This is a genomic window from Chryseobacterium bernardetii, from assembly GCF_003815975.1.
In the GTDB taxonomy this organism is placed as follows: domain Bacteria; phylum Bacteroidota; class Bacteroidia; order Flavobacteriales; family Weeksellaceae; genus Chryseobacterium; species Chryseobacterium bernardetii.
The window spans coordinates 903,577-929,881 of sequence record NZ_CP033932.1; the positions used below are offsets into that span (position 1 = coordinate 903,577).

27 protein-coding genes and 1 riboswitch are annotated in these 26,305 nt (G+C 36.9%); of the genes, 11 read left to right on the forward strand and 16 right to left on the reverse strand.

The window, feature by feature from the left end:
- Positions 1 to 48: 48 nt before the first annotated feature.
- Together EG339_RS04220 and EG339_RS04225 are read right to left on the reverse strand one after the other, a co-directional pair.
- Complete coding sequence (locus EG339_RS04220) at positions 49 to 723, reverse strand: LytR/AlgR family response regulator transcription factor (RefSeq protein WP_123869005.1); 675 nt, start codon at positions 721 to 723, stop codon at positions 49 to 51.
- Positions 716 to 1,723 carry a sensor histidine kinase gene (locus EG339_RS04225; protein ID WP_123869006.1) on the reverse strand — a complete coding sequence of 336 codons (1,008 nt, stop codon included), beginning with the start codon at positions 1,721 to 1,723 and terminating at the stop codon, positions 716 to 718. Before EG339_RS04225 ends, EG339_RS04220 begins: the two co-directional genes overlap by 8 nt.
- Positions 1,724 to 1,917: 194 nt before the next feature.
- On the opposite strand from EG339_RS04225, the gene EG339_RS04230 reads away from it, so the two are divergent.
- Entirely contained in the window at positions 1,918 to 2,757 is an 840-nt protein-coding gene (locus EG339_RS04230) for a DUF5694 domain-containing protein (protein ID WP_123869007.1), read from the forward strand.
- Positions 2,758 to 2,824: 67 nt separating this feature from the next.
- Positions 2,825 to 5,068 carry an outer membrane beta-barrel protein gene (locus EG339_RS04235; protein WP_123869008.1) on the forward strand — a complete coding sequence of 748 codons (2,244 nt, stop codon included), beginning with the start codon at positions 2,825 to 2,827 and terminating at the stop codon, positions 5,066 to 5,068.
- 193 nt (positions 5,069 to 5,261) lie between these two features.
- On the opposite strand, the gene EG339_RS04240 is transcribed toward EG339_RS04235, so the two are convergent.
- The 12 genes from EG339_RS04240 to EG339_RS04295 all read right to left on the reverse strand — a co-directional run bounded on the left by EG339_RS04240 (position 5,262) and on the right by EG339_RS04295 (position 14,724).
- Positions 5,262 to 5,972 carry a HesA/MoeB/ThiF family protein gene (locus EG339_RS04240; RefSeq protein ID WP_123869009.1) on the reverse strand — a complete coding sequence of 237 codons (711 nt, stop codon included), beginning with the start codon at positions 5,970 to 5,972 and terminating at the stop codon, positions 5,262 to 5,264.
- 46 nt (positions 5,973 to 6,018) lie between these two features.
- Positions 6,019 to 7,137, reverse strand: a complete 1,119-nt coding sequence (gene thiH, locus EG339_RS04245; protein WP_123869010.1) for a 2-iminoacetate synthase ThiH — start codon at positions 7,135 to 7,137, stop codon at positions 6,019 to 6,021.
- 10 nt (positions 7,138 to 7,147) lie between these two features.
- A complete protein-coding gene (locus EG339_RS04250; RefSeq protein ID WP_123869011.1) occupies positions 7,148 to 7,924 on the reverse strand; it encodes a thiazole synthase in 777 nt (258 codons plus the stop codon).
- Positions 7,917 to 8,537, reverse strand: a complete 621-nt coding sequence (locus tag EG339_RS04255; protein WP_123869012.1) for a thiamine phosphate synthase — start codon at positions 8,535 to 8,537, stop codon at positions 7,917 to 7,919. Before EG339_RS04255 ends, EG339_RS04250 begins: the two co-directional genes overlap by 8 nt.
- A 5-nt stretch (positions 8,538 to 8,542) precedes the next feature.
- Positions 8,543 to 9,283, reverse strand: a complete 741-nt coding sequence (locus tag EG339_RS04260) for a hydroxymethylpyrimidine/phosphomethylpyrimidine kinase (RefSeq protein ID WP_123869013.1) — start codon at positions 9,281 to 9,283, stop codon at positions 8,543 to 8,545.
- Positions 9,259 to 9,846, reverse strand: coding sequence for a thiamine phosphate synthase (locus EG339_RS04265; RefSeq protein ID WP_123869014.1), 588 nt, complete (start codon positions 9,844 to 9,846; stop codon positions 9,259 to 9,261). Before EG339_RS04265 ends, EG339_RS04260 begins: the two co-directional genes overlap by 25 nt.
- Positions 9,843 to 11,654 (reverse strand): phosphomethylpyrimidine synthase ThiC, encoded by a 1,812-nt coding sequence (gene thiC / locus EG339_RS04270; RefSeq protein ID WP_123869015.1) that lies wholly within the window; start codon positions 11,652 to 11,654, stop codon positions 9,843 to 9,845. The genes EG339_RS04265 and thiC overlap by 4 nt, the downstream gene beginning before the upstream one ends.
- A 23-nt stretch (positions 11,655 to 11,677) precedes the next feature.
- Positions 11,678 to 11,884: a sulfur carrier protein ThiS gene (gene thiS, locus EG339_RS04275; RefSeq protein ID WP_123869016.1), complete on the reverse strand. Its 207-nt coding sequence runs from the start codon at positions 11,882 to 11,884 to the stop codon at positions 11,678 to 11,680.
- A 57-nt stretch (positions 11,885 to 11,941) separates the two neighbouring features.
- Positions 11,942 to 12,037: riboswitch (TPP riboswitch) on the reverse strand.
- 84 nt (positions 12,038 to 12,121) lie between these two features.
- The gene (locus EG339_RS04280) at positions 12,122 to 12,799 is read right to left on the reverse strand and encodes an RluA family pseudouridine synthase (protein ID WP_123869017.1); all 678 of its coding nucleotides are present in this window, start codon (positions 12,797 to 12,799) and stop codon (positions 12,122 to 12,124) included.
- 5 nt (positions 12,800 to 12,804) lie between these two features.
- Positions 12,805 to 13,128 (reverse strand): hypothetical protein, encoded by a 324-nt coding sequence (locus EG339_RS04285; protein ID WP_123869018.1) that lies wholly within the window; start codon positions 13,126 to 13,128, stop codon positions 12,805 to 12,807.
- A 3-nt stretch (positions 13,129 to 13,131) separates the two neighbouring features.
- Complete coding sequence (gene panB / locus EG339_RS04290; RefSeq protein WP_045501401.1) at positions 13,132 to 13,947, reverse strand: 3-methyl-2-oxobutanoate hydroxymethyltransferase; 816 nt, start codon at positions 13,945 to 13,947, stop codon at positions 13,132 to 13,134.
- A 63-nt stretch (positions 13,948 to 14,010) separates the two neighbouring features.
- A complete protein-coding gene (locus EG339_RS04295; RefSeq protein WP_123869019.1) occupies positions 14,011 to 14,724 on the reverse strand; it encodes a Crp/Fnr family transcriptional regulator in 714 nt (237 codons plus the stop codon).
- 89 nt (positions 14,725 to 14,813) lie between these two features.
- On the opposite strand from EG339_RS04295, the gene EG339_RS04300 reads away from it, so the two are divergent.
- The 9 genes from EG339_RS04300 (at position 14,814) to EG339_RS04340 (ending at position 24,400) form a co-directional block, all read left to right on the forward strand.
- Positions 14,814 to 17,192 (forward strand): heavy metal translocating P-type ATPase, encoded by a 2,379-nt coding sequence (locus EG339_RS04300; RefSeq protein WP_123869020.1) that lies wholly within the window; start codon positions 14,814 to 14,816, stop codon positions 17,190 to 17,192.
- A 109-nt stretch (positions 17,193 to 17,301) separates the two neighbouring features.
- On the forward strand, positions 17,302 to 17,514 hold the full coding sequence (gene ccoS, locus EG339_RS04305; protein WP_123869021.1) for a cbb3-type cytochrome oxidase assembly protein CcoS: 213 nt from the start codon (positions 17,302 to 17,304) through the stop codon (positions 17,512 to 17,514).
- A 21-nt stretch (positions 17,515 to 17,535) separates the two neighbouring features.
- Positions 17,536 to 19,797 carry a cytochrome-c oxidase, cbb3-type subunit I gene (gene ccoN / locus EG339_RS04310; RefSeq protein ID WP_123869022.1) on the forward strand — a complete coding sequence of 754 codons (2,262 nt, stop codon included), beginning with the start codon at positions 17,536 to 17,538 and terminating at the stop codon, positions 19,795 to 19,797.
- A gap of 17 nt (positions 19,798 to 19,814) precedes the next feature.
- Positions 19,815 to 20,015: a cbb3-type cytochrome oxidase subunit 3 gene (locus EG339_RS04315; protein ID WP_045501410.1), complete on the forward strand. Its 201-nt coding sequence runs from the start codon at positions 19,815 to 19,817 to the stop codon at positions 20,013 to 20,015.
- A 10-nt stretch (positions 20,016 to 20,025) separates the two neighbouring features.
- Entirely contained in the window at positions 20,026 to 20,907 is an 882-nt protein-coding gene (locus EG339_RS04320; RefSeq protein WP_123869023.1) for a cbb3-type cytochrome c oxidase N-terminal domain-containing protein, read from the forward strand.
- A gap of 95 nt (positions 20,908 to 21,002) precedes the next feature.
- On the forward strand, positions 21,003 to 22,457 hold the full coding sequence (gene ccoG / locus EG339_RS04325; protein WP_123869024.1) for a cytochrome c oxidase accessory protein CcoG: 1,455 nt from the start codon (positions 21,003 to 21,005) through the stop codon (positions 22,455 to 22,457).
- 9 nt (positions 22,458 to 22,466) lie between these two features.
- Positions 22,467 to 22,919, forward strand: a complete 453-nt coding sequence (locus EG339_RS04330) for a FixH family protein (RefSeq protein ID WP_123869025.1) — start codon at positions 22,467 to 22,469, stop codon at positions 22,917 to 22,919.
- Positions 22,910 to 23,635, forward strand: a complete 726-nt coding sequence (locus EG339_RS04335) for a sulfite exporter TauE/SafE family protein (protein WP_123869026.1) — start codon at positions 22,910 to 22,912, stop codon at positions 23,633 to 23,635. The genes EG339_RS04330 and EG339_RS04335 overlap by 10 nt, the downstream gene beginning before the upstream one ends.
- Before the next feature lie 21 nt (positions 23,636 to 23,656).
- Positions 23,657 to 24,400: a hypothetical protein gene (locus EG339_RS04340; protein ID WP_123869027.1), complete on the forward strand. Its 744-nt coding sequence runs from the start codon at positions 23,657 to 23,659 to the stop codon at positions 24,398 to 24,400.
- A 50-nt stretch (positions 24,401 to 24,450) separates the two neighbouring features.
- Here EG339_RS04340 and serS read toward each other — a convergent pair whose 3' ends face one another.
- Positions 24,451 to 25,719 carry a serine--tRNA ligase gene (serS, locus tag EG339_RS04345; RefSeq protein ID WP_123869028.1) on the reverse strand — a complete coding sequence of 423 codons (1,269 nt, stop codon included), beginning with the start codon at positions 25,717 to 25,719 and terminating at the stop codon, positions 24,451 to 24,453.
- 63 nt (positions 25,720 to 25,782) lie between these two features.
- A complete protein-coding gene (locus tag EG339_RS04350) occupies positions 25,783 to 26,286 on the reverse strand; it encodes a hypothetical protein (protein WP_123869029.1) in 504 nt (167 codons plus the stop codon).
- Between the last annotated feature and the right edge of the window lie 19 nt (positions 26,287 to 26,305).

A 26,305-nucleotide genomic window follows, 5' to 3' on the forward strand; every position in this document is an offset into this window, starting at 1 on the left:
CTGGCTGTATACTTCAAAACCTTATAGACTTTAAAACTCCCCCCTATTCTATTTTAATCTCCCTAGCAGATTAGATCTATAACTGTCTCCTATCGGAATTTCATGTTCTGATACCTTCAGCTTTTTCGCTCCAATACTTTTGATTTTATCCAGATTAATGATAAAAGACTTATGAATTCTTACAAACTTAGTAGGCAGTTGGTTTTCTAAAGATTTAAGAGTATCCAGAACAATATATTCTTCTCCGACAGTCCGGATATTCACATAATCTTTAATACTTTCAATATAAAGGATTTCATTAAAATTGATACGATGCTGCTGCCCTGATGATTTAACGAAAAAACAGGCCTCTTCTTCCTGAAAAGAAAACCGTTCCTGAGCCTTTATAGCACTTTTCAGAAACCTTTCAAAAGACACTGGCTTCAGAAGATAATCAACAATATTATGTTCATACCCTTCCAATGCATATTCTGAATAAGCTGTTGTTAAAATAAACTTTTGTTTGGCTCCTACAATCTTCATGAAATTAATTCCTGTAAGTTCCGGCATCTGGATATCCAGAAAGATAAGATCTGAATTATTATTTTGAATATATTCTAATGCTTCAATAGGATTTTCTGTGGAAAAAACCAGCTCAAGAAAAGGAATTTTCTGTACATACTGTTCCAGAAGTGAAATGGCCAGAGGTTCGTCATCAACAATGATACATTTTATTTTATTCATCCCGCAAATCAATTTTTAAATCTACAACAAATTCTGTTTCGGAATCTTTGATATTCAAATCATGCTTTGGATATAATATTTCCAGTCTTTTTTTTACATTCTGAATGCCAATTCCGGAAACGGGATCTTTCATCTTATTTTTTTTAAAGTTTAAAAGATAAAAATGCAATACTTTATCCCGGTCAGAAACTTTAAGTTCAAATCCTTTACCACGAAGATCTCCATGTTTAAAAGCATTTTCAACAAATGGAACCAAAAGCATTGGTGAAATATTCAAATAAGGATGTTCAATATTTTTTTCTACAAGAATAAGTTCCGGATTTCTGAGTCTCAATTTTTCCAGCTCGATCAGGCTGTCAATATATCCTATCTCCTTATCCAAAGAAATGAAGTCTCCTTCGAGGTCTTTTGCACTGTATCTCAGCAATTGTCCAAGTTCTTCAATGGCTGGCAATGCTTTTTCCGATTTCTGATAAACCAGTGAGTAAATATTGTTTAAAGTGTTAAAGATAAAATGCGGATTAATCTGGGTTTTTAAAGCCTTCAATTCTGCATTTTTCTTTTCTTCCACCAACCGGAGTCTTTCTGCATCGAGCGAGGAGTATATTTTAAACAAACAGAAAACCGTACTGATGAAAATAGACGTTACACTGTTGTAAATATTATCAAAAAAATAATATCCAAAATTAGTTCCTTCAGGATAGTTACTTACTCCTCCAAAATAAGGCAGCAAGACCTCATCTGTAAAATATCGTATCACCACAAAGCAGGTAACGCTTATAGAAAAACCTACAATGGTTTTATAAAGTTTGTTAATATCAAAAAATCGGGGTACAATAATGAAAAAGTTAAAGTAAAAGCAAATTAAGCTGGTCAGCAGATAAGTGAATTTAAACTCAATATGTTGTGTATCATAGACAAAATAAGGAACAATAATAGTTCCTACCAAAAACATGGTCCAGTAAAAAATATGGAGGAAAATCAGTTGTCTTTGTTTCATAACACAAAAATAATTTTTCCGGCGTATCCAGCACCCTGTTTTCGATAAACCCGGCAATTTTATCGATGAAAATAAATTCAAAGGGTAAATAATCCGCTTTATCTAAAGGCTATTTTGAGAGAGATCTCCCACCAATACCTTTGCTTTAGAAAATAACTCGATAATTATAATAATTCATTAAAAAACAAAAAGCCATGAAAACCATTATTTATATTTTCTTACTTTCCCTTCCAACCTTTATTTTAGCACAAAAACAACCTTCAGAATATTTCAAAAACCCTAAAACTAAGGTATTGGTGGTAGGGTCTTTCCATTTCGATTATCCCAATCTGGATGCTATCAAAATAAAAAAGGAAGACCAAATTGATGTTCTATCTCCTAAAACAGCTCAGGAAGTGACGGAGCTTGTAGAATACATCAAAAAATTCAAACCAACAAAAATTGCTATCGAGGCATGGCCGGAATGGAATGCCAATGAGAAGCTGAAAGAGTACAATAAAGGGAAATACAGAGATCAGAGGGATGAGCGTTATCAACTGGCTATCCGTATTGCCAGTGAAATGAAGATTAATGAAATTTCCAGTATTGATGCGGGATCTGTTTGGGAAGATCTTCAGGAAAGATTTGGTAAAACAGATTCTCTGTTTTTCAAAAAAATCTCGCAGGATTACGATTTTAAAAGTGAAGACCCGGTTGCCCAGCAATTTGTTACCTTCTTTAAAAATTCTGATCGCAAGAACTTCTCTTCACTGCTTAAAACATTTCAGTATATGAACAGTAAGGAAAGTCATCTTTACGGCTATGGAGCCTACCTGAGCGGAGATTTTAAGCTAAGAGCCCATGATGGTGCAGATATGCTTGCATTGTATTGGTATGACCGAAATCTAAGAATGTTCCGTAATATCCAGAATATTCCTCACACTGCGGAAGACAGAATCCTTATCATTACCGGAAATGGTCATGCCGCGGTATTAAGACAACTTTTTACTTATTCAGCGGAATATGATTTCGTAGAGTTTTCATCTTTGAAATGATAAAATCTTTTGGGTGCTGTAACAAAGTTTCTTTTTTAGCGTCTAACCAGATAGTAGTAAAAACATTATGAAGAAAACTCTATTTGCCTTATCATTAATAAGTTCAGCACTTGCCTTTTCACAGGAAAAAGGAAATAATACGGCTAAAGAAAAACAAATCGACGGCATTGTTATCACTAAAACTAAAAAAGCCGTTGAACAAAAAGCAGACCGTACCATTTTTGATTTTTCTGAGCAACCTCAGCTTAATAACGGGAATGTCTTAGAAGGAATCAAAAAGCTACCCGGGCTTGTTGCCACAGACATTGCAGGGATGATGTACCAAGGAAAAATGCTTGACGTTTACCTTAACGGAAGGCCTTTAAACATTACCTCCAATGAATTGAATTCTTTTCTTGAAAGTATGCCGGCCAACTCTGTAGAGAGAATTGAAGTTGTTACACAGCCCGGAGCAGAATTTCCTGCTACATCAGGAGGTGCAGTTATGAATATTATTACGAATAAAAATGCCAATAAGTACTTAAGCGCAACATATTCCGGAAATTACACTTTCACCAATTACGACAAATACAGAAGCAGAACTACAAACTCTTTGAATTTAAATGCCAGAAATAAATATTTCGGATGGCAGCTTAATGTAGGACAAAATTATCGTGAAAGTATGATGAATACACAACAGGATGATTTATTGAACGGTAATACGGATAGATTTGCCCGTACTTATTTTGCTAAGACAGGAATAACTTTTGACCTTGGGCAGGACAGATTGTTGCTGAACTATGATATTTATCACAATAACAATGATAATTATACTTTAAGTGATGGTAAAGGTGACAGAACCTACGATGAGAATTCACCTAATAAAGTTTATATCAGAGATTATACTTTCGGATCTTCAGATGCTGCAAGAACCAATACAGTAAGGCAGGAAGCTGTGGTTACCTATCAGAAACGCTTCTCTGATAAATCTCAGAAATTAGATTTCCAGTTGGGTTATACAAAGGCCTACACTAAGTTTGGACAGGATAATATATTCTTTGACAAAACTTTTGAAAAAACTTCTACTCTGCCTGAACAGCGTCTTCCAACAACAACTCTGGGAAATGTGTTAAGCAATAATTCTGATATGAGAATTGCTAACTTTAAGGTTGATTATTCTCAACCCATCAAGCTTCTTGATGGAGGAAAAGTGAGTGCCGGAGGATTATATGAAAGACAGGATTATGATACGGAAAGTAAAGGGTTAAAAAACCTTGAATACCAAAGACAGACTGCTTCTACTTATCTTGAATTCCAGGCTAAATTGAAAAAATTTGATTTCACGTTAGGATCACGTTTTGAAAACTACGACATTTCCGGAATCACCAGATATTTTGATAAAGACGGAAAGCTTGTTCAGGCTGATCTGCTTCCATTTGATAAGTTTAAATTCTTTCCGAATGCCAGTATACAGTACAACCTGATGAACCAGGTATATGTGGCCGCGAACTACAACAAAAAGATCTCCTTACCAAGTATTTCTGCCCTAAACCCGAATAATACCACATTTGGAGGTCCGAATACTCAAATTACAGGTAATGCCAATCTTCAGCCTACCATTTTTGATAACTATGAGTTGAAAATTTCTGCTTTTGATTATGCATTCATCGGATATAGTGTAAGCTCAGCCAGCAATCAGGTGGCACAAATTATTAGAAAAGATGGTAGAAACCTTTACAATGAGCAGATTAATATTTCTAATATGAAAATTCATAATTTCAATATTGGACTTCCTGTTCCGTTTCAGATTTTTACCAAGTCCATAGGTGAGATTATGAAATCGAACTTCAATCCTGACAAAATGAACTTTATGTATATTTATGCAGGATATCAGAAACATGAGATTGATAACCTCAACAATAAAGGATTCTGGATTCTTAACCTGATGACCCAGCTGATTCTTCCAAAAGATATTAAACTGACAGCAAATTACAGCTACCTGACGCCAAAAGCAGGGTATTTTTACTTTACTGCAGAGAAACCATTCAGCAATAACTTAGATATTACCCTGACGAAAAAGTTTATGAACAATCGCCTTACGGTTTCGGTTTTTGCGAATGACATTTTCAATGGCCAGATCATGCAGGTACGCTCCAATCCACCATCAGGAGAAAATGTAATGCTTAGAACGAAATACGATTCAAGAAACTTCGGAATTTCCATCAATTATAAAATCCCAACCAGGAACAAATTGGCAAAAGAGGATCCAAATATCCTGAACCAAACCAAGAAAGAGGATAATGGTGGCGTTATGCAGCAAGGACAACAATAGACGTAAATGATTAATAACCAAAAATGAGGCAGTGATATGATTACTGCCTCATTTTTATTTCTTTTGATTTTAAGTGATAAAATATTTCACATTGATTTAACTGATAACGCATATTCCACCTTCATCATCATTTAAATTCTCCACCAGATCTGTGAAACGGCATGACCTTCGAGAAACAAAAATCTAATCCATTTTAAAAATCTAAGGATTGGAATCTCCAGTTCATGGTATCAATTAAGGTTAACTGATTAAGATTTACAGGAAGACCTGTAATCAGTTTCAAGGTCTGAAGAGCCATCATACTTCCTACAATTCCTGGGAGCGCTCCCAGAACACCAAGGCTATCACAATCCGGCATTTCTTCATCATAAGGAGGTTCGGGAAATATATCCCGTAGATTTTTGCTTCCCTGATGATTGAATACAGCTACTTGCCCGGAAAACCCTAAGATACTTCCGTATATCAGCGTTTTATTTAATGTAACACAGGTGTCATTCACAAGATATCTTGTTGAGAAATTATCGGAACCATCTACAATAAAATCATATTGAGAAAGTATCTCCGGGATATTAGAACCATCAATCTTTTGCTCAATACCCATTACTTTCACATGATGATTAAGATTGCTGACAAATTTTTCAGCACTCCTGATCTTCAATACTCCTACTTCATTTTCAGTGTGAATAATCTGTCGGTTAAGATTGTGAATTTCTACCCGATCAAAATCTGCAATACCTATGGTTCCGACCCCTGCAGCAGCCAGGTATTGAATCACAGGGCTTCCCAGACCGCCAGCTCCTATAACAAGAACTTTTGAAGCCATTATCTTTCTTTGTCCTTCCAGTCCTATTTCTTCAATAAAAATCTGACGGCTGTATCTTTTAAAAATATCCTCCTGATGCATTTAAGCTATATTATTTTAAACCATTAAGGATTCTAAAAATTGAAAATTAAAATCCACTATACACAGAATCCCAGTCTTTCATCACAGGATCATACCCTGATTTTTTAATCATGGTTTTAATCTCTTCCATACTTCGTTCATCACTGGTTTCAAACTGTTCCAGAGATTCTTTATCTACTGCATATCCTCCCGGATTGGTTTTTGAACCTGCACTCATTGCTGTTGCCCCCAGAGATACAATATTATTCCTGAAAACTTCATTTTCTCTGGTAGAAATGGAAATTTCAAGGTCTTCATTCCAGATTCTATAGGCACAAATGAGCTGAAGAAGATCTTTATCTTCCATAATAAAGTTAGGCTCAATAATACCTTCAGCGGGTCTGAGCCTTGGAAAAGAAACAGAAAACTTACTTCTCCAGTATTGTTTCTGAAGATAATTGATGTGCAAAGCATTGAAAAAACTGTCTACACGCCAATCCTCCAGTCCAAGCAAAACACCCAGTCCCATTTTATGAATTCCGGCCCGGCCAATTCTGTCAGGGGTATCTAAACGAAAATGGAAATTGGATTTTTTACCTTTCGGATGATATTCTTTATACACCTCCTGATGATAAGTTTCCTGATATACCAATACAGAATGTACTCCTTCTTCATGAAGAATCCTGTATTCTTCCTCTTCTAAAGGCTGTACTTCAATAGAAATATTGGAGAAATGAGGTTTCAGCAGACGAACAGCATTTTGAAAGTAAGGAACCCCTACGATTCTATGAGCTTCTCCACTCACCAAAAGAACATGACTCACTCCCATTGATTTCAAAACTGAACTTTCGGTTATCAGTTCTGAATCAGTAAGTGTTTTTCTTTTAAGTTTGTTATCCAAACTGAACCCACAATAGGTGCAGATATTCTGGCATTCATTACTCAGGTACAATGGAGCATACAGTTGGATCGTCTTCCCAAAACGTTTCTGAGTAAGGGCTCTTGTCATTGTTGCCATCAATTCCAGCTCCTGCGACGCTGCGGGTGAAAGCAGGTTCAGAAAATCATCGAGTGTTCTGTTTTTTTTCTGAAGACTGTTCCGAACATCGGATAGAGTTACTTTTTCAAGTCTGGTTTTTATTTCATCCCATTGGTATTGTTCGAAAACCTCCTTAAAACTATTCATTGTTCTCGTTTTATTCAAATAAAAATGACGTTAATGGACTTGATGCCTCGGCATGATTAGCTATAGCTCCCAATCCGGATTCAAAAGCTCTTCTTCCGGCAATTACCCCTTCTTTAAAAGCAACTGCCATATTCACCGGATTTCCGGCAACGGCAATAGCAGTATTAACCAAAACAGCATCTGCTCCTATCTCCATTGCTTTTGCAGCATCAGACGGCGCTCCTATTCCGGCATCTACAACAACAGGGACTTTACTTTGGCTAATGATGATTTCCAGGAAATCCAATGTCCTTAATCCTTTATTCGTTCCAATAGGTGCGCCTAAAGGCATTACAACGGCTGTTCCTGCATCTTCAAGACGTTTGCATAAAACAGGATCGGCATGAATATAAGGCATCACTATGAAACCTAGTTTAGCCAATTCTTCAGTTGCATATAAGGTTTCAATAGGATCCGGCAATAAATATTTAGGATCCGGATGAATTTCCAGTTTCACCCAGTTGGTTTCTAAAGCTTCTCTGGCTAATTGTGCTGCTAAAACCGCTTCTTTAGCCGTTCTTGCTCCCGAAGTATTGGGTAAAAGATGGACATGGGTTCTTTTTAATGAGTCTAACAGATCATCTTCGGCTGACTGAGCATCAATTCTCTTTAAGGCCATAGTGACCATATTAGATTCTGAAGCAACAACAGAGGCTGCCATATCTTCAAGGCTTCCGAATTTTCCTGTTCCTAAAAACAATCTCGATTCAAAAGTTCTGTCTGCTATTATTAATTTTTGATTATGCATATATCATTGCTTTTTTAAATTCATTAATGATGGCCGGCTGGCTGGTAATCTGCCCGGAAACTGCAACCCCATAAATTCCGATCTGCTGTAAATGCTGAATATCATCAAGACTGACTCCTCCAATGGCAAATATTTTAGGAATCACCATTGATTTTCCACGGAGCTGATCTATGATTTCCTGATACCCTTCAAAACCAAGAACAGGGCTGAGTTTTTCTTTTGTAGAAGTAAATCTTAATGGTCCCAAACCAATATAATCACATGATTCGTTCATTCTTTGAATAACATCCGAAATCGTATTAGCCGTTCCGCCGATCATTTTATTGTCTCCCAAAATGATTCTTGCTTCTTCAATGGAACCGTCACTGAGTCCTAAATGAACCCCATCTGCATCTATTGTCTTCGCTAATTGAACATGGTCATTAATAATACAAAGTGACTGATATTCTGAACAAAGCTGCTTTGAAGTTTCACAAAGGTTTATTAACTCATTTTCAGGCGCATTTTTCCATCGGATCTGCACCCATTTTATCCCATTATCTAAGGCTTTACGGATATTATATTCCTGTTCCTGCCTTGTATTTCCCTGTGAGATATATTGTAATTTTTCCATATGGATTATGAATGTGTTCCCAATAAAGAGGGGTTACTTTTTAAAAATTGTTCGATATATAATTTCGCTTTTCTGCAGGCCATTTCCAGGCTTTTGCCTTTTGCGAGTTCCCCTGCAATGGCTGAGGATAAAACGCATCCTGAACCGTGCTTTGGATAATAGACAAAATCACCTCCAGCTGGCAGCAAAAGAACTTCTTTTCCGCCTTCAACCAAAACATCCATTCCTAAACAATCTCCCCGATGTCCTCCTTTAATAAGAACGGAACATGGGTTTTCTTCAGACAAAAGATTATTCTCTTTTAAAACCTTATATTCATTATAGTTGGGCGTGATTAAACTGATGTTATCCAGTATATTTTTCAGCACCGGAAGTGTTTCCAGATTGAAAAAAGCAAATTCGGAGGTACTCTTTAAAACAGGATCCCAGACTATTTTAGCATCGGAATTGCAAATCTTGACAGCCTTAATGATTTCACCTAAAAATTCAGCATCCTTTACAATTCCAATCTTTACAACAGATACAGGATAATGGCTCATTAAAACATTAATTCCTTTGGTGATTTCTTCTATTGACCGCCATTCCAGGCTAAGACATTGGGAATCTGTTTGCAGGGTAAGCGCTGTACATACTCCCAACCCCATTACTTTTACCTGCTCCAATGTTTTAATATCCGATAATAAACCTGCTCCACCACTTGGATCAAAGCCGGCAATGCTGACTACAAAGGGACGTTCTTCCTGCATTTTCTAAACATATTTAAAGGTTCATCACTCTCCCAAATTGCTCCTAACAAAGCCACATCATCTACTCCAAGCTCAGATACTTCCTGAATATTGCCGGAATAAATCCCTCCTAAGGCAACCAGCTTTACATGCGGATTATTCTTTTCCTTCAAACTTTCTATCACTGTTGATTCAATTCCATATCCTTTTTTGGAAATACTTGGAAAAAATGGGCTTATGAAAGCATATTCCCATTCTTTTCCCAAAGCATTATAGGTGGTGATTTCATGAACAGAGGTTGAAATTTTGCCACCATTCATAAAAGGTTTATATTTTCCCTCTTTCCTATCTTCTTCTCTAAAGTGAAATCTGGAAATTCCGTAGTCTGTTCCAAGGTCATAATGATTATGCAGAACCAATTGCCTATGAAATTGTTCATTAATACCGCTGATAAAATCATTCATTTCTTCCTGGCCGATCCATGGTTTTCTAATATGAAGTAAATCCAGCCCATCGTGGAACATCTGGTTAATGATCTCAGACTCGTTTGGAGCTATGGTTTCAGGAGTGATGACGAGAATCATATATAAATTTCCTTTCCTTTTTCAATAAATTCCTGGGACTTATCAAACATTCCCTGCTCTGCAGATTCACGAATTTCCTGCGTGATCTTCATTGAACAGAATTTGGGTCCGCACATAGAACAGAAATGGGCAATTTTAGCTCCATCTGCAGGGAGCGTTTCATCATGGTAAGCCCTTGCTGTATCCGGATCTAGCGAAAGATTGAACTGATCTTCCCATCTGAATTCAAATCTTGCTTTACTTAATGCGTTATCTCTGTATTGTGCTCCCGGATGTCCTTTTGCCAAATCTGCAGCATGAGCTGCTAACTTATAGGTAATTACCCCCACTTTTACATCTTCTTTATTTGGAAGACCTAAATGCTCTTTCGGAGTCACATAACAGAGCATCGCACATCCGAACCATCCGATCATAGCCGCCCCGATTCCTGAAGTAATGTGGTCATAACCTGGTGCAATATCTGTGGTTAATGGGCCTAAGGTATAGAAAGGAGCTTCATCACATACTTCCAATTGCTTTTCCATGTTTTCTTTAATCATGTGCATCGGAACATGTCCCGGACCTTCAATCATTACCTGTACATTATGTTTCCAGGCAATTTTTGTCAATTCACCTAATGTTTCCAGTTCTGCAAACTGGGCGGCATCATTGGCATCAGCAATAGACCCCGGACGCAAGCCATCTCCTAAAGAGAAAGCTACATCATACTTCTTCATGATCTCACAAATCTCCTCAAAATGAGTATACAGGAAATTTTCCTTATGATGATAAAGGCACCATTTTGCCATAATAGAGCCTCCTCTGGATACAATTCCCGTTACTCTGCTTGCTGTTAAGTGAATGTATCTCAATAGGACTCCGGCATGAATGGTAAAGTAAGATACTCCCTGCTCTGCCTGTTCAATCAAAGTATCTTTAAATACTTCCCATGTTAAGTCTTCCGGTACTCCTTTTACTTTTTCAAGTGCCTGATAAATGGGAACTGTACCGATTGGAACCGGGCTGTTCCTGATGATCCATTCTCTTGTCTCATGGATATTTTTCCCGGTGGAAAGATCCATAATGGTATCAGCTCCCCATCGGCAAGCCCAAACGGCTTTCTCCACTTCTTCATCAATACTTGAAGAAACAGCACTGTTCCCGATATTGGCATTGATTTTTACCAAAAAGTTTCGCCCAATAATCATTGGTTCACTCTCAGGGTGATTAATGTTATTTGGAATAATAGCTCTTCCTGCAGCAATTTCATCTCTTACAAACTCAGGAGTGATTTTACTTTTAGGAGTATTGGCGCCAAAGCTGTTTCCAATATGCTGGCAGGCCATTTCTTTCGGAACCTTTTCAAGTTGTTCTATTCTCTGATTCTCTCTGATGGCAACATATTCCATTTCAGGAGTGATGATACCCTGTTTTGCATAATAAAGTTGAGTAAGTTCTTTTCCTTCCTTAGCAACCTTAGGTTTATGATCGTAGGAAAAGCGTAATTCATCAAGTTTAGGATCTGCAAGGCGGGCTTTTCCGTATTCTGAGGTGATTCCGTCCAAAATAGTAACATCTCCTCTGTTCAGAATCCATTGTTCCCTTATCCTTGGAAGCCCCTTTTGAATATCAATCATTGCATTTTCATCGGTATAAGGACCGGAAGTATCATAAATGGTTACCGGAGCATTTTCTTCAAAATTTCCGTTGCTCAGCTTGGTAGGGCTAAGCTGTATTTCACGCATTGCTACGCTGATAGGATGAATTTTTCCTTCAACATAAATTTTCTTTGAGTTCGGAAATGGCGAACATGTAATTGAATGAGCCATAATATTGGTATTAAGTATGAGAATTATCCGCCCTGAGTGGCAGTAATGATTAAAATCGAATCAAGGTTGTTAAGAGGAGTTTCCGCCCAGGCAGACAGCGGAATAATACGGTTGTTGAGCGCTACGGCAATACCTTTCTTTTTTCCGGGTAATTCCATAGCCAATAATGCTTCCAGGTTTTCAGGAAGTATATCAAATGTTTTTCGGGTGTGGTTGATTATAAGTTCCATTCCTAATGATTTAAATATACTTTAGGAATGGCTATTATTGTACAATAGAATGTACAGCAAAAGTCATCTACTTTTCCCTACGCTGGTATGATCCAGATCAGGTTCAAAGGGTAAAGTCTCAGTCTGTATAAACAGACACCCCTAAAGTGTGGGACGAAGTTAGTTATTTTTTGAGAATGGGCAAAATTAAATTGTCTGAAACAAAAAAATCCCGCTTAACAGCGGGATTTTCTTGTTTTATTCTTCGCAAGCTCTCCAAATTGTATCATTCTGAGGAACGGGAGCTGCAATTTCAATTTTCTCTTTGGTTACAGGATGAATGAACTCCAGCTTTCTGGCATGAAGATTAATTCCTCCATCAGGATTGGAACGTGGAGAACCATATTTTAAGTCACCTTTAATCGGAACACCTGTTTTAGACAGTTGAGCTCTGATTTGATGATGTCTTCCGGTTTCAAGATCTATTTCAAGGAGTAAATAATTATCCAAAGTTTTGATAACATGATAAGTCAGAATTGCTTCTTTAGCCCCTTCAGTGGCTTTTGGAAAAACAATGGCCTTATTATTTTTTTCGTTCTTCTTTAAATAATGAACAAGCCTTTGGCTTTGTGGAATTAACTCTTTTCCCACTACTGCCCAATAGGTCTTTTTAACCTCCCGGTTTTTCACCATCTGAGTGAGACGGGAAAGTGCTTTTGAGGTTTTAGCATAAATAACCAACCCGGAAGTAGGGCGATCTATACGATGAACCAAGCCGAGAAAAACATTTCCCGGCTTAGCATCTCTTATTTTTATATAATTCTTGATAGATTCCAATAATGATTCATCACCGGTTTTATCACCCTGTACAAGCTGCCCGACTTTTTTATTCACTACCAGAAGATGGTTGTCTTCATATACAATCTGCTCCTTCATTCAGTTTATCTATTTCTGTTTCTATTTGACATTGAAAGAATGATCCCTGCTAAAAGACCAATTGTTTTAAGCCCGGCAATCATTGAACTTTCTGGTAATAAAGCTCCAACCACACAAACTGCAGCTGCTGCGTACATAGCATACATAAAGTTTTTATTGGTCAGCATGGGGGCCTGAATAAAGAAACTTGCTCCTATCAGGATATAGAATACTTTTCTGGAAAGCAAATGATTGATTTCGGGAGAAAATAAATTGAACCAGCCTACAGCAAGACATATTAACGCTGCAATAGATAAAATCCCCTGGATAGATTGTTGTTGATTCTGCATGAATTAGTAGCTTTCGTTTTGATTAGGGAAGTCTACATTTTTTACATCTTTTACATATTGAGAAACAGCTCCGGTAATTTCCGTGTAAAGATCAAGATATCTTCTTAAAAATTTTGGGCTGAAACCTTTGTTCATTCCCACCATATCATGATACACTAATACCTGGCCATCACAGTCCGCTCCGGCACCAATTCCAATGGTAGGAATAGAGATACTTTCAGTAACTTTTTTAGCTAATTCGGCAGGAATTTTTTCCAATACAACAGAAAAACATCCTAATTCTTCCAAAAGCTGTGCATCAGCAATCAGTTTTTCAGCTTCTGCCTCTTCTTTTGCTCTTACTTTATAGGTCCCGAATTTATAAATAGACTGTGGCGTTAATCCTAAATGTCCCATTACAGGAATTCCGGCATTGATGATTTTTTTTATAGATTTTGAAATCTCTTTTCCTCCTTCAATCTTCACAGCATGAGCTCCTCCTTCTTTCATCATTCTTACCGCAGACTCTAATGCTTTTTCAGGATTACTCTGATATGTTCCGAATGGTAAATCTGCCACCACTAAGGCTCTGTCAGTTCCTCTTACCACACTTTGAGCATGGTAGATCATTTGGTCTAATGTAATTGGTAATGTAGTTTCAAAACCAGCCATTACATTCGCTGCAGAGTCTCCAATCAAAATAGCATCTACTCCTCCTGCATCTACCATCTTTGCCGTGGTAAAATCATAGGCTGTAAGCATTGTTATTTTTTCCTTGTCGAATTTCATTTTACGCAAGGTTTCAGTCGTAACTTTTTTAATTTCAGAATGAACAGACATAATTTATCTATTTTTTAAAAGTTAAAAAGTCGGCCATTTAGCCGACTTAAGTTTTTATGATTTTTATAAAACTACGTGACCGAGTTTCATGAGTTTATCGTGATTCAGAATTTTGATGTTTCGCCCGTCCACTTCTATCAGATTATCCTGTTTGAATTCTGAGATAAGACGGATGGCACTTTCAGTAGCAGTACCAATAATGTTGGCAATTTCTTCTCTCGTCAATGAGATCTTGATAAAACCTTCCGGATCTACTCCAAATTTCTGTTCTAAAAGCAGCAATATTTCAGCCAGCCTTTCTCTTACCGTTTTCTGGGCAAGGAACGTAATGGTGTTGGAAGATTCTCCTAATTCGTAAGAAATTTTCTGAAGCATTACGAAAGACAGTTGTGGATCTACTTCCAGAAGATACATAAAGATATCTGCTGGTAAGAAAACACACTCAATGTCTGTCATGGCTTCTGCTTTGGCCTGGAAGTTTTCCCCGCAAAGCAAAGAACGATAGCCGATAATATCCCCCTCTTTGATAAATCTTAAAATCTGATCTTTCCCGAATGCTCCTGATTTTGAAAGTTTAGCGGCTCCTTTTTCAAGTACGAACACACCTTTTGGCGTTTCCCCATCCTCGAAAATAGTATCGTGTTTCTGAAAACTCAATCTTTTTTTACCGTTAATATATTTTTCAAAATCTGCGCTAGAAAGTCTTTCCTTAAATGATTTATCATTAAAAACTCTGGCGAACCTCTCTTCAATTGCTATCTGTTGTTCCTGCGGCATTTTATATGATATTTATCACAAAAATAGAACTTTTTAACTCGATAAACAAAAAAAATTGTTATAATTTTGTAGTTCAATAATTTAGGGAGGTGAGCGAGAACTGTTTTCATTGTGGCCAAGGGATAGAAAAAGAGAGAATTTTGTTTGATGAAAAGACTTTCTGTTGCAATGGCTGTAAGTCTGTTTATGAAATTCTGAATACGAATAATTTAAGTAATTTCTATGAACTTAATAAAGGAGCAGGAATTCGTCCTAGTGATGAAAGTTCTACTCAATTCGCTTATTTGGATACTCCTGAGATTTTTGAAAAAATCACAGATTTTTCTGAGGGGAATACCAGTCTAGTCACATTCAAAATTCCTGTAATACACTGTTCTTCTTGTATTTGGCTATTGGAAAGCCTTCACACCCTGAATCCTTATATCAAGTATTCACAGGTTAACTTCACCAGAAAGACCCTGCAGATCTCTTTCAACCACAATGATCTGAAATTAAGCGAACTAGCTAATTTTTTAACCAATTTAGGATACAAACCTGTTATCAGCCTGGAAACCGCTGAAAAAAATGTTGACCATCTTGATAAATCGCTTCTTGTAAAATTTGCGATCGCAGGTTTTGCTTTCGGAAACGGGATGTTTTTAGCATTTCCGGAATATGTAGGAGGTGAAGATTACTGGATGGAACATTACAAAGGGCTTTTTAGAATCCTGATGTTCTTGTTAGCCTGTCCGGTTGTATTTTATTCCGCTTCAGACTATTACAAATCTGCATGGTACGGACTAAAAAATAAAATCGTCAACATTGATGTTCCTATTGTATTGGGAATTTTAGTTCTTTTCGGAAGGAGTATTTATGAAGTAGCAACGGATTATGGCCCGGGATATTTTGACACTCTTTGTGGGCTTCTGTTCTTTATGCTGATGGGTAAACTATTCCAGAAAAGAACTTACAGCGCTCTTTCTTATGATAGGGATTACAAATCATTTTATCCAATTGCCGTAACCAAAGTAGATTTCGAAGGAAAACAGGAAAATATCTTACTCTCCGAGGTGAAAGTAGGAGACAGAATTTTAGTTAGAAACCAGGAAATCATTCCGGTTGACGCCATCCTCATCAATGGGGAAGGAAATATTGACAACAGCTTTATTACCGGAGAAAGTGAAAGTATCAGTAAACAGCCTGGAGACAAAATCTTCGCCGGAGGGAAACAGGTTGGATCGTCACTGGAACTCGAAGTCATTAAAGATGTAGACCAGAGCTACCTTACCCAGCTTTGGAATAAAGAAGCTTTCAAAAAACATGAGACAGGACTTGATACATTAACCAACAATATCAGTAAATATTTCACCTTCATTATTTTAGGCATTGCTCTTATTTCCGGAATTTACTGGTCATTCATTGACCTGGAAAAGATGTTCCAGGTTATTTCGGCCATTCTCATCATCGCATGCCCATGTGCACTGGCTTTGTCTGCTCCGTTTACTTTCGGGCATATTATGAGGATATTAGGCCGAAATAAGTTTTATGTAAAAGACACTTTAACAATTGAGAAAATTGCAAAATTAGACACAATTGTTTTTGATAAGACCGGAACCATTACCCACAGAAAAAAATCCAACATTAAATATGAAGGTTCTGAGATCAGTGAATTCGATCAGCTGAATATCAAAACATTATTAAAGAATTCAAACCACCCTCTTTCCAAGTCATTGTATGAATACATAGAGCTTAATGACAATTATTTCCCGGTTGAAGACTTTCAGGAAATTTCAGGAAAAGGATATGTAGCAAGCATAAGAGGAAACGTTTACAAAATTGGTTCTGCACGTTATAATAACCAGGAACCTAAGAACCTGGAAACCGCAGTTTACATCAGCAAAAATGATCAATTCTTAGGAAAATTCATCTTTAAGAACGAGTACAGACCTAAACTTAAAGATTTATTCAAAAAACTCACCAACTATAAAATATTCATTCTAAGCGGAGATAATTCCTCAGAAGAAAATCAGCTTAAGGAGCTTATTCCAAACTATAAAGGAATGGCTTTCAACCAAAGCCCGGAAGATAAACTGAATTATATCAAAAACCTTCAGGACCAACACATGAAAGTAGCAATGCTGGGTGACGGCCTGAATGATGCAGGGGCATTAAAACAGAGTAATGTAGGGATCGCTATTGCTGATGACACCAATAGCTTTACACCATCTTCTGATGTGATTATGAATGGTGAAAAAGTAGTGACCTTAGACAATTACCTGAATGTCTGCAAAGGCTCCATCACCATTGTGAAAATGACATTTATAATCAGTTTTCTTTATAATATCGTTGGGTTAAGTTACGCAGTTACAGGGCACATGCATCCGCTTTTTGCAGCAATCATCATGCCGGTAAGCTCCATTACGGTTGTTACGTTCACAACAGTTTCAACCTGGATACTGGGTCGCAAATACTTCAAAAAACAGGCTTAAACAGGCTTATTTAGACTGATTTTAAATTAGCTGAAATCGGCATTTCGTGATGAATGTCATTATTTTTCACTAAATTTGAACCCCGAAAATAGGTTAATTTTGTTGTCCAATGGATATTCTATATTTAATGATCGTCTGCAGTGTTTCTTTAGCTGCGATCTTCCTGGTCGTATTTATAGTGTATGCCAAAAAAGGGCAGTTTGAAGATGATGAATCTCCGGCTGTCAGGATTCTTTTCGATGACGAGAGAGTTAAAGAAAAAGATGAAACTGGCGACAAAGATAAAGACGATAAAGAAATAGGAGAAAATAATAAAAATTGAGAAAAATAGTGAATAGTTGATATGGAAACACAAAAGTTTAGTTATGACAATAGTATTGTCCGTGCGTTCCTCTATGCGACCATCATCTTTGGTTTCATAGGATTTACGTTCGGGCTTACGGCGGCATTAATGCTTTTCTACCCTGAATTACCTGAATTCTTATTCGGTACAGATGATACAACCATTAAGAGTTTAGCATCGGGTAATATTCAAGGGTTAATAAACACTCATGGAGCGTTTGGTTTTGGTAGAATCAGAATGTTGCACACCAATACCGTGATCTTTGCGTTCGTGTGTAATATTGTTTATGTAGGGGTATACTACTCTACGCAAAGATTATTGAAGACAAGAATGTACAGTGATACATTATCTTGGATTCACTTCTGGACATGGCAATTAATGATTGTTGCTACGTTTATTACGTTCTTTATGGGTATCAATACTTCAAAAGAATATGCTGAACATGAGTGGCCAATTGATATTCTGATTGCATTCTCATGGATCATTTTTGGAGTAAACATGATTCTCACTATTTCAAAGAGAAGAGTAAGACACTTGTATGTTGCTATTTGGTTCTATCTTGGAACTTGGGTAGCAGTAGCAATGCTTCACATCTTCAACAACCTTGAAGTTCCATTATCTTTCTCTGGCTGGAAGTCTTATTCTGCATATGCAGGAGCAAAAGATGCCATCGTACAATGGTGGTATGGTCACAATGCGGTAGCATTCGTATTGACAACTCCGGTTCTAGGTTTAATGTATTACTTCTTACCAAAAGCGGCAGATAGACCGGTATTCTCATATAAACTGTCTATTATCCACTTTTGGTCACTAATCTTCGTATATATCTGGGCTGGTCCTCACCACCTTCAGTATACCGCTCTGCCGGCATGGGCACAGGCAGTAGGGACAGGTTTCTCTATTATGCTTATCGCACCGTCATGGGGAGGAATGCTGAATGGTCTTCTTACGTTAAGAGGAGCTTGGGATAAAGTAAGAGAAAATCCTATTCTTAAGTTCTTCGTAGTTGCAGTTACCTGCTATGGTATGGCAACATTTGAAGGACCGCTTTTAGCAACTAAAAACATCAACAAAATTGGTCACTTTACAGACTGGGTTATCGGTCACGTACACTTGGGAGCTCTTGGATGGAATGGTTTCATGGCATTCGGGGTTATCTATTACCTGGTACCAATTATGTGGAGAACAAAACTTTGGTCTGTAAAATTAGCTAACTGGCACTTCTGGTTAGGTACATTAGGAATCATTTTCTATGCAGTCCCAATGTATATTTCAGGATTCACACAAGGATTAATGTGGAAACAATTCAACCCGGATGGAACATTATTATGGAAAAACTGGCTGGATACTGTAACTGCGATTATTCCTTACTTCAAAATGAGATTCTTAGGAGGTGTATTCTATATTTCAGGAGCTATCCTAATGATCGTTAACGTAATTGCTACGGTAAGAAAAGGATCATTCCAGAAAGAAGTACCTGCTGAAGCACCTGCATTAGCAAATATCGGAAACAAACGTAAAGAAGGAGAAGGATTCCACCTTTGGTTAGAAAGAATGCCAATGCTTTTAACAGTATTATCATTATTTACTATTTCCATCGGAAGTATGGTAGAAATTATTCCTACTCTATCTCTTAAGAAAAGTGTACCAACTATTTCAGCAGTGAAGCCTTATTCTCCGCTTGAACTTGAAGGTAGAGATATTTATATCCGTGAAGGATGTAACGCATGTCACTCTCAGATGATCAGACCGTTCAGAGACGAGATCGTAAGATTTAACGGTAAAAACGGACAGTACTCCAAAGCAGGGGAATTTGTATATGACAGACCATTCCTTTGGGGGTCTAAGAGAACAGGACCGGATTTACACAGAGAGGGAGGTAAAAACCCAAGTTCTTGGCACTACAAACACATGTATAACCCAAGATCTACTTCTGCAGGTTCTATCATGCCTCGTTACCCTTGGTTAATTGCTACTAACTTAGACAGATCTAAAATGGTAGATAAGATGAAGCTTATGAAGAATACATTTGATGTACCTTATACAAAACCTCAAATTGATTCAGCAAATGCATGGGCAGATAACCAAGCTAAGAAAATTGTAAAAGATATCTTCTCTGAAGCGAATGACCTTAAAGAGGCTTATGCTAAAAAACCTCAGGGAGAATTAGAGAAAAAAGAGATTGTAGCTCTTATTTCTTACCTACAGAGACTGGGAACAGATATCAAAACAACTGAAATTAAAACAGCAAGTAATAACTAAAAACATTAAAGGTTAGTATGATTCCTCAGAACTTTAAAGATATATTATCCAATACAGAAAATGCTGGCTTCTACCAGACACTGGCTCTGATTTTCTTTATGCTGTTCTTCGTTGCTCTGGTAATCTATGTTTTTAGCAAGCCTAAGAAATATTACAAAGAGGAAGAAGAAGCTCCCCTTGGAGAGGATGAAGACGACGATTTTAATTTAAAAAATTAAACTATTTTTTATGAAACAAAGAACACCTGTTGTTGTAAACATCTTGATAATAATCGGACTTTTAATAGTTTTTTATTATTTGTTTGTGCAGAGCTACGCGTTCCTAGCTTCGCCTTACTTCTGGGGAACTGTTGTTATTGGTAGTATCCTTGCCTTTATCCACAGTGCTATTGGAGATTTGATTGAAAACAACAAATTCAAAAAATTATCTCCGGAAGAGAAAGCAGCTTATTTAGCTGAAAAGAAAGTTCCTTTCTTCAAAAGAATGTATGCAGCAGCCTTCAAAAAGCAATCTGATACAGAAGAAAAAGATATCCTTATTGACCACGGATTCGATGGAATCATGGAATTGGATAATCAATTACCAAAATGGTGGGTAGGTTTATTCTATTTTGGGACTGCTTTTTGTATTGTATATATTGCAGCATATTCATTTACAGATTTCGCTCACCCGTTAAGCGAATATGAAAAAGAGTATAAAGAGCAATTGGCAAGCATTGCAGCTTATGAAGCAAGCCAGCCTCCTGTAACTATTGAAACTGCTAAATATTCAGCAGATAATATTGCAGAAGGTAAAGAATTATTCAAAACAAACTGTGCATCTTGTCACAAAGAAGACGGTAGTGGAGGTATTGGTCCTAACCTTACAGATAATTACTGGATCAACCAGCCTGAGAAGACGTTATTCAAAAACGTATTCCATATGGACTGGAATGGTTCTCCTACTAACCCAGCGATGAGACCATTTGGTAAGAACGGGGAAGTTTCTGGAGCTGAAATTGAAAAGATTGCAGCATATGTATATCACATCAACCAGGAATTACCACCAGTAACTCAGGCTCAAGGAGGAGCTGCTCCTCAAGGAACTGAAGCACACTGGGAAAAAGAATAATTTAAAAAATTAGAAACATATGAAAAAAACATAATTTGTTATTACCTTAAAAATAGTAACGAATTATGTTTTTTCTTTTTTAAACACATTACAATATGTCAGACATAGAAGAAATAGAAGTACGAGGCGGACAGGGACAGGTTCTGGACCCTGAAACTTACAGAGATTCTATAGGGACAATGGAGCAATCCGGTAAGAGAAAATGGGTATTCCCAAGAAAACCTAAAGGGAAATATACCAACTATAGAAATATTGTAAGTTATTTATTATTAATAATTTATTTTTCATTACCGTTCATCAAAATCAATGGTAATCCATTGCTGATGTTCAATGTTATAGACAGAGAGTTCTTTATCTTCGGACAGCCTTTCTATCCACAAGACTTTTTCATCCTTACTTTAGGTGCCATCGCATCCTTAATCTTTATTATTGTTTTTACGATTGCATTCGGAAGAATTTTCTGCGGGTGGATTTGCCCTCAGACAATTTTTATGGAATCTATCTTCCGTAAAATCGAGTATCTGATTGAAGGTGACCGAAACAAGCAAATGAAGCTGGACAGACAGGAGTGGAACAGTGAGAAAATCTGGAAGAGAAGTTTGAAATGGTCTATTTACATTATTATTTCATTAATCATTACTCACTTTATGTTTATGTATATTGTAGGGTATGAAGAAGTATTTAAAATTGTTTCTGAAGGGCCATTTGCTCATCCTACCAATTTTATTGTAATGATCCTTCTTACCGCTGCTTTCTATTTTGTGTTTGCATGGTTCAGAGAGCAGGTATGTACATTGGTTTGCCCGTACGGCAGACTTCAGGGAGTATTGATTGATAAAGATACCATTAATGTTTTCTATGATTTCAAAAGAGGGGAAAACAGAGCAAAATGGAGAAAGGGCGAAGACAGAAAAGCTGCCGGAAAAGGAGACTGTATAGATTGCCATCAATGTGTTGTGGTATGTCCTACCGGGATTGATATCAGAGACGGCCAGCAACTTGAATGCATCAACTGTACCGCATGTATTGATGCCTGTGATGAAGTTATGGAAAAAGTAGGTCTTCCGAAAGGCTTGATCAGATATGCTTCTGAAAATGAGATAGAGAAAGAAATTCCGTTCAAGTTTACCGGAAGAATGAAAGGATTCAGTATTTTCTTATTCCTATTGGTGGGATTCTTAGGATACTTGCTTTACAGCCGTGGAGAAATGGAGGCTAAATTCATTAAACCAGCAGGAAGTACTTTCTTTGTAAAAGAAGGAAAAATTATCAATACTTATAATTATACCTTCCTGAATAAGACTAATGACAAGAAAATAGTTACCATCAAGGTAATTGCACCTGCTCATGGAGAGATCACTTATAGTGCTTCTAGTAAGATTTCTGTAGACAGGGATAAAATTTCCAAGGGAACCATCAACATCAGTTTCCCTGAAAATGAAATGAAACTATCCAAACAGAACATCACAATCGGGGTTTACGATATGAAAGGTAAACTTATTGATTCTTATCAGACTTATTTTGAAGGACCATTCAAACTGCAATTTTAAATAGAAAAAATGAAGAACTTTAGTTGGGGACACGGTGTTGTAATTGCATTATTAGCATTTATCATCTTTATACTATCCATGATGTTTTTATTCCCAAACGGGCAAAAGAACTCTGAAATGGTAACAGATAATTATTATGAAGAGGAACTACAGTATCAGGATGTAATTGATGCCAAGAAAAGAGCTGATGAACTGCAAGTAAAACCTGTATACAGCCAGGATACCAATGGAATTAAAATCACATTCCCAAAAGATTATAACAATTCAAACACTACGGTAAAATTTGTTTTAAACAGAACCGACGACCAGAATTTGGACATTAAAAAATCTGTAGAGCTTGACGCCAACCACGCTTTTATTATCCCTTCACAGGTATTGAAAATGGGGAATTATACATTAAGACTGAGCTGGACAAAAGACAAAACAGACTATAGAATGGATTATGATGTGATATGGAAATAGGACTTATTGTATCGGCTATTGCCTTAGGCTTTGCTTCCGGCTTTCACTGTATCGGAATGTGCGGGCCTATTGCTTTATCGATGGGATTAACCAAAAAACAGGCGGCTAATTTTTATCTTCAGAATCTTACCTATCAGTTTGGAAGAATATTCACCTATTCATTATTAGGTGCGCTTCTCGGAATTATAGGACAAGGGTTTGAGATGGCAGGATTTCAAAAATATCTTACTATCACTGCAGGTATCCTGCTTATCGTTATGGCTGTATTTTCATTTGGCGGGAAAGATTTTGCTTCTAAAATTCCTTTTCTCTCCAAGTTTTTATATTCTGTAAAATCAAATTTAGGGCGGGTACTCCAAAAGGCAGATTACCGTTCAAGATTTACAACCGGAATTCTTAATGGCTTTTTACCATGCGGAATGGTTTATATGGCGCTTACGGCAAGTCTTGCTGGCGGAGGGATATGGCAGGGAGCCTTATATATGGCTCTATTTGGGCTAGGAACCCTTCCGTTCATGTTTGCCATTGTTCTGGCCGGGAATCTTATGAATCAGGCCTTCAGGACAAAGGTCTTAAAGGCAGTTCCCATCATTATGATCATTTTAGGCGGACTTTTCATTCTCAGAGGCCTGGAACTTGGAATTCCTTATATTTCTCCAAAGGCCGAAGCGATGACTATTTCAAGAGATCACAACGGAGCTGTTAACTGCCACTAATTAGAATTTACTATAATAACCATGAAGAAAATAATTGTCTTATTTTTAATAAGTCTGTTTGCCCTACAATCCTGTAGCATCAATACCGAAATAATCTATCATAAAGATTCGGCTGCATCTATGGTTACTGATGTAGATACCCGGGAATTTATGGCAGAAATGCAGGTTATGACACCAGATTCATTACAACAAGACAAATTTAAGGAATTGGACAGATTTCCGACAGTGTGGACAAGCATGTATGATCTTATTAAGAAAGAAGGAAAGCTGAAGACAGAAAACCAGGACACGGTGAAGATCATAAAAAAGATTTTTATAAAGTCTACAAAAGAGGATAATAAGCCCATGCGTACTGGATTTTCCTTTAAATTAGATCATATCACCCCAAATGATTATGAAGTTATTAAGAACTTCAATAAAGATGAAAAATTACCCTTTGATCAAAACATCCTCAATACCTGGGATGGAAAAACCTTAACAATCAATACGGATTTTTTCAATGTTAAAAATATTGAAGAAGCACTTCGATCTCAAGGATCAAAAGAAGAAACGGAAAAAATGGAAGGAATGATGATGATGTTTCTCAAAAATATCGGAACTACTTTAAAGTTTGAAACCAAAATAAAATCGATCACTGGTAAACATGACTGGCTAAAACAGGTTGATGACTATTCCGTAAGAGTAGAATACGATCTGAAAGCAATGGATGACAAGGATTCTAAACTTAAAAATGCTGATAAAAAGATTATCATTGTTACGGAATAAAATAACAAAACCCACCGGATCCGGTGGGTTTTTATTTGGAACTAAATCAATTAGTTGATTGTATCAAACCTTGCATATTCTGCAATCTTCTTAGGAAGCTTAATTCCTTCTGCTGTCTGGTTGTTCTCCAATAATGCAGCCATAATTCTTGGTAATGCCATTGCAGATCCGTTCAGGGTGTGAACCAGCTGAGATTTACCATCTGCTTTGTAACGGCACTTCAATCTGTTAGCCTGGAATGTTTCGAAGTTAGAAACAGAACTTACTTCCAGCCACATTTCTTGTGCTGCACTCCATACCTCAAAGTCATATGTCATTGCAGATGCAAAACCTGTATCTCCACCACAAAGTCTTAATACTCTGAATGGCAGCTCAAGATCTGTAAGGATCTCTTTAATATGCTCTACCATTTCTTCTAAAACGGCATAAGAATTCTCAGGCTTTTCAATTCTTACAATTTCTACTTTTTCGAATTGATGAAGGCGGTTCAACCCTCTTACATGGGCCCCATAGCTTCCCGCTTCTCTTCTGTAGCATTGAGAAAAAGCTGTATTTTTAATAGGAAGATCTTTTTCATCCAATAATACATCACGATAAAGGTTTGTTACAGGAACCTCTGCTGTAGGAATCAGGTATAATTTATCTTCGTTGATGTAATACATCTGCCCTTCTTTATCAGGTAACTGTCCTGTTCCAAAGCCTGAAGCTTCGTTCACTACGTGAGGCGGGTTTACCTCTGTATATCCTTTCTCTACGTTTTTATCCAGGAAATACTGAACCAAAGCTCTTTGCAGTCTTGCTCCTTTTCCTAAATAAACAGGAAATCCTGCTCCAGCAATTTTTACTCCTAATTCAAAGTCAATAAGGTTATATTTTTTGGCCAGCTCCCAGTGAGGAATAGCTCCTTCACCAAGACCTTCTACTGTATGGGACTGGAAAATAATCTCATTGTCATCAGCAGAAGCACCACTTTTTACCAATTCATTTGGAATGTTTGGAAGCTGGTAGAGAATATTTAATAATTCAGTTTCTTTTACTTCCAACTGAGATTTCAATTCTGAACTCGACTCTTTATACTGTGCTGTTTTAGATTTTGCTGATTCCGCTTCTTCTTTCTTTCCTTCCTTCATTAAAAGTCCAATTTCTTTGGAGATTTTATTGATCTCGGAAAGCTGGGAATCTAATTCAAACTGGATTCTTTTTCTTTCATCGTCAGTAGCAATAGCTTCGTCTACCAACTCAAGATTCTTGAATTGTCTTTTTTGAAGACCTTCTAAAACGCGTTCTTTGTTGTCGCGTAAAAAATTGACTTGTAACATTTTATTTAGATGTTAAATATTAAATTCAGCCTAATATAAGCTAATAATTTTACAAATTTAAGACTATTTTGTGATAGTTACGTTATTTATCGAATTTGGTGAACCAACATCTTTTGAAAATACAGATTGGTTATTGTATAAAACTTCAGAAACCTGGAATACTTCCGGTGTGTTTCTGTATCGAATTTCAAGAATATCTTTAACTGACTGGGTCGTATTATTTACAGACTTGTTTAAGGTAAATTCCATTCTGGAATAATAAGTGGTACCGGCAGAATCAAACTTCTTTCTGCTGGCTCCTCCAATATATTCTATATAAAAAACAGAATCCTGTCTCATTCTCAGAGGAATAGAAGTAACAGGAGAAATATCTTTAGCCCCCAACATATCATTTACAGAAAAACTGGTAAAAGATCCGCTTTTTTTAGCATTCAGTAAATCCGGATTGGTATCAGACTTCATATAGATATTCAGGACCTGATCAATTCTTTGTAAAGAATCATCATCACTTCCGCAACTGATAACTACACAGCCTAATAGTAAAATATAAAGAAAGATATTTTTCATTCTAACAAAGATAAAAAGA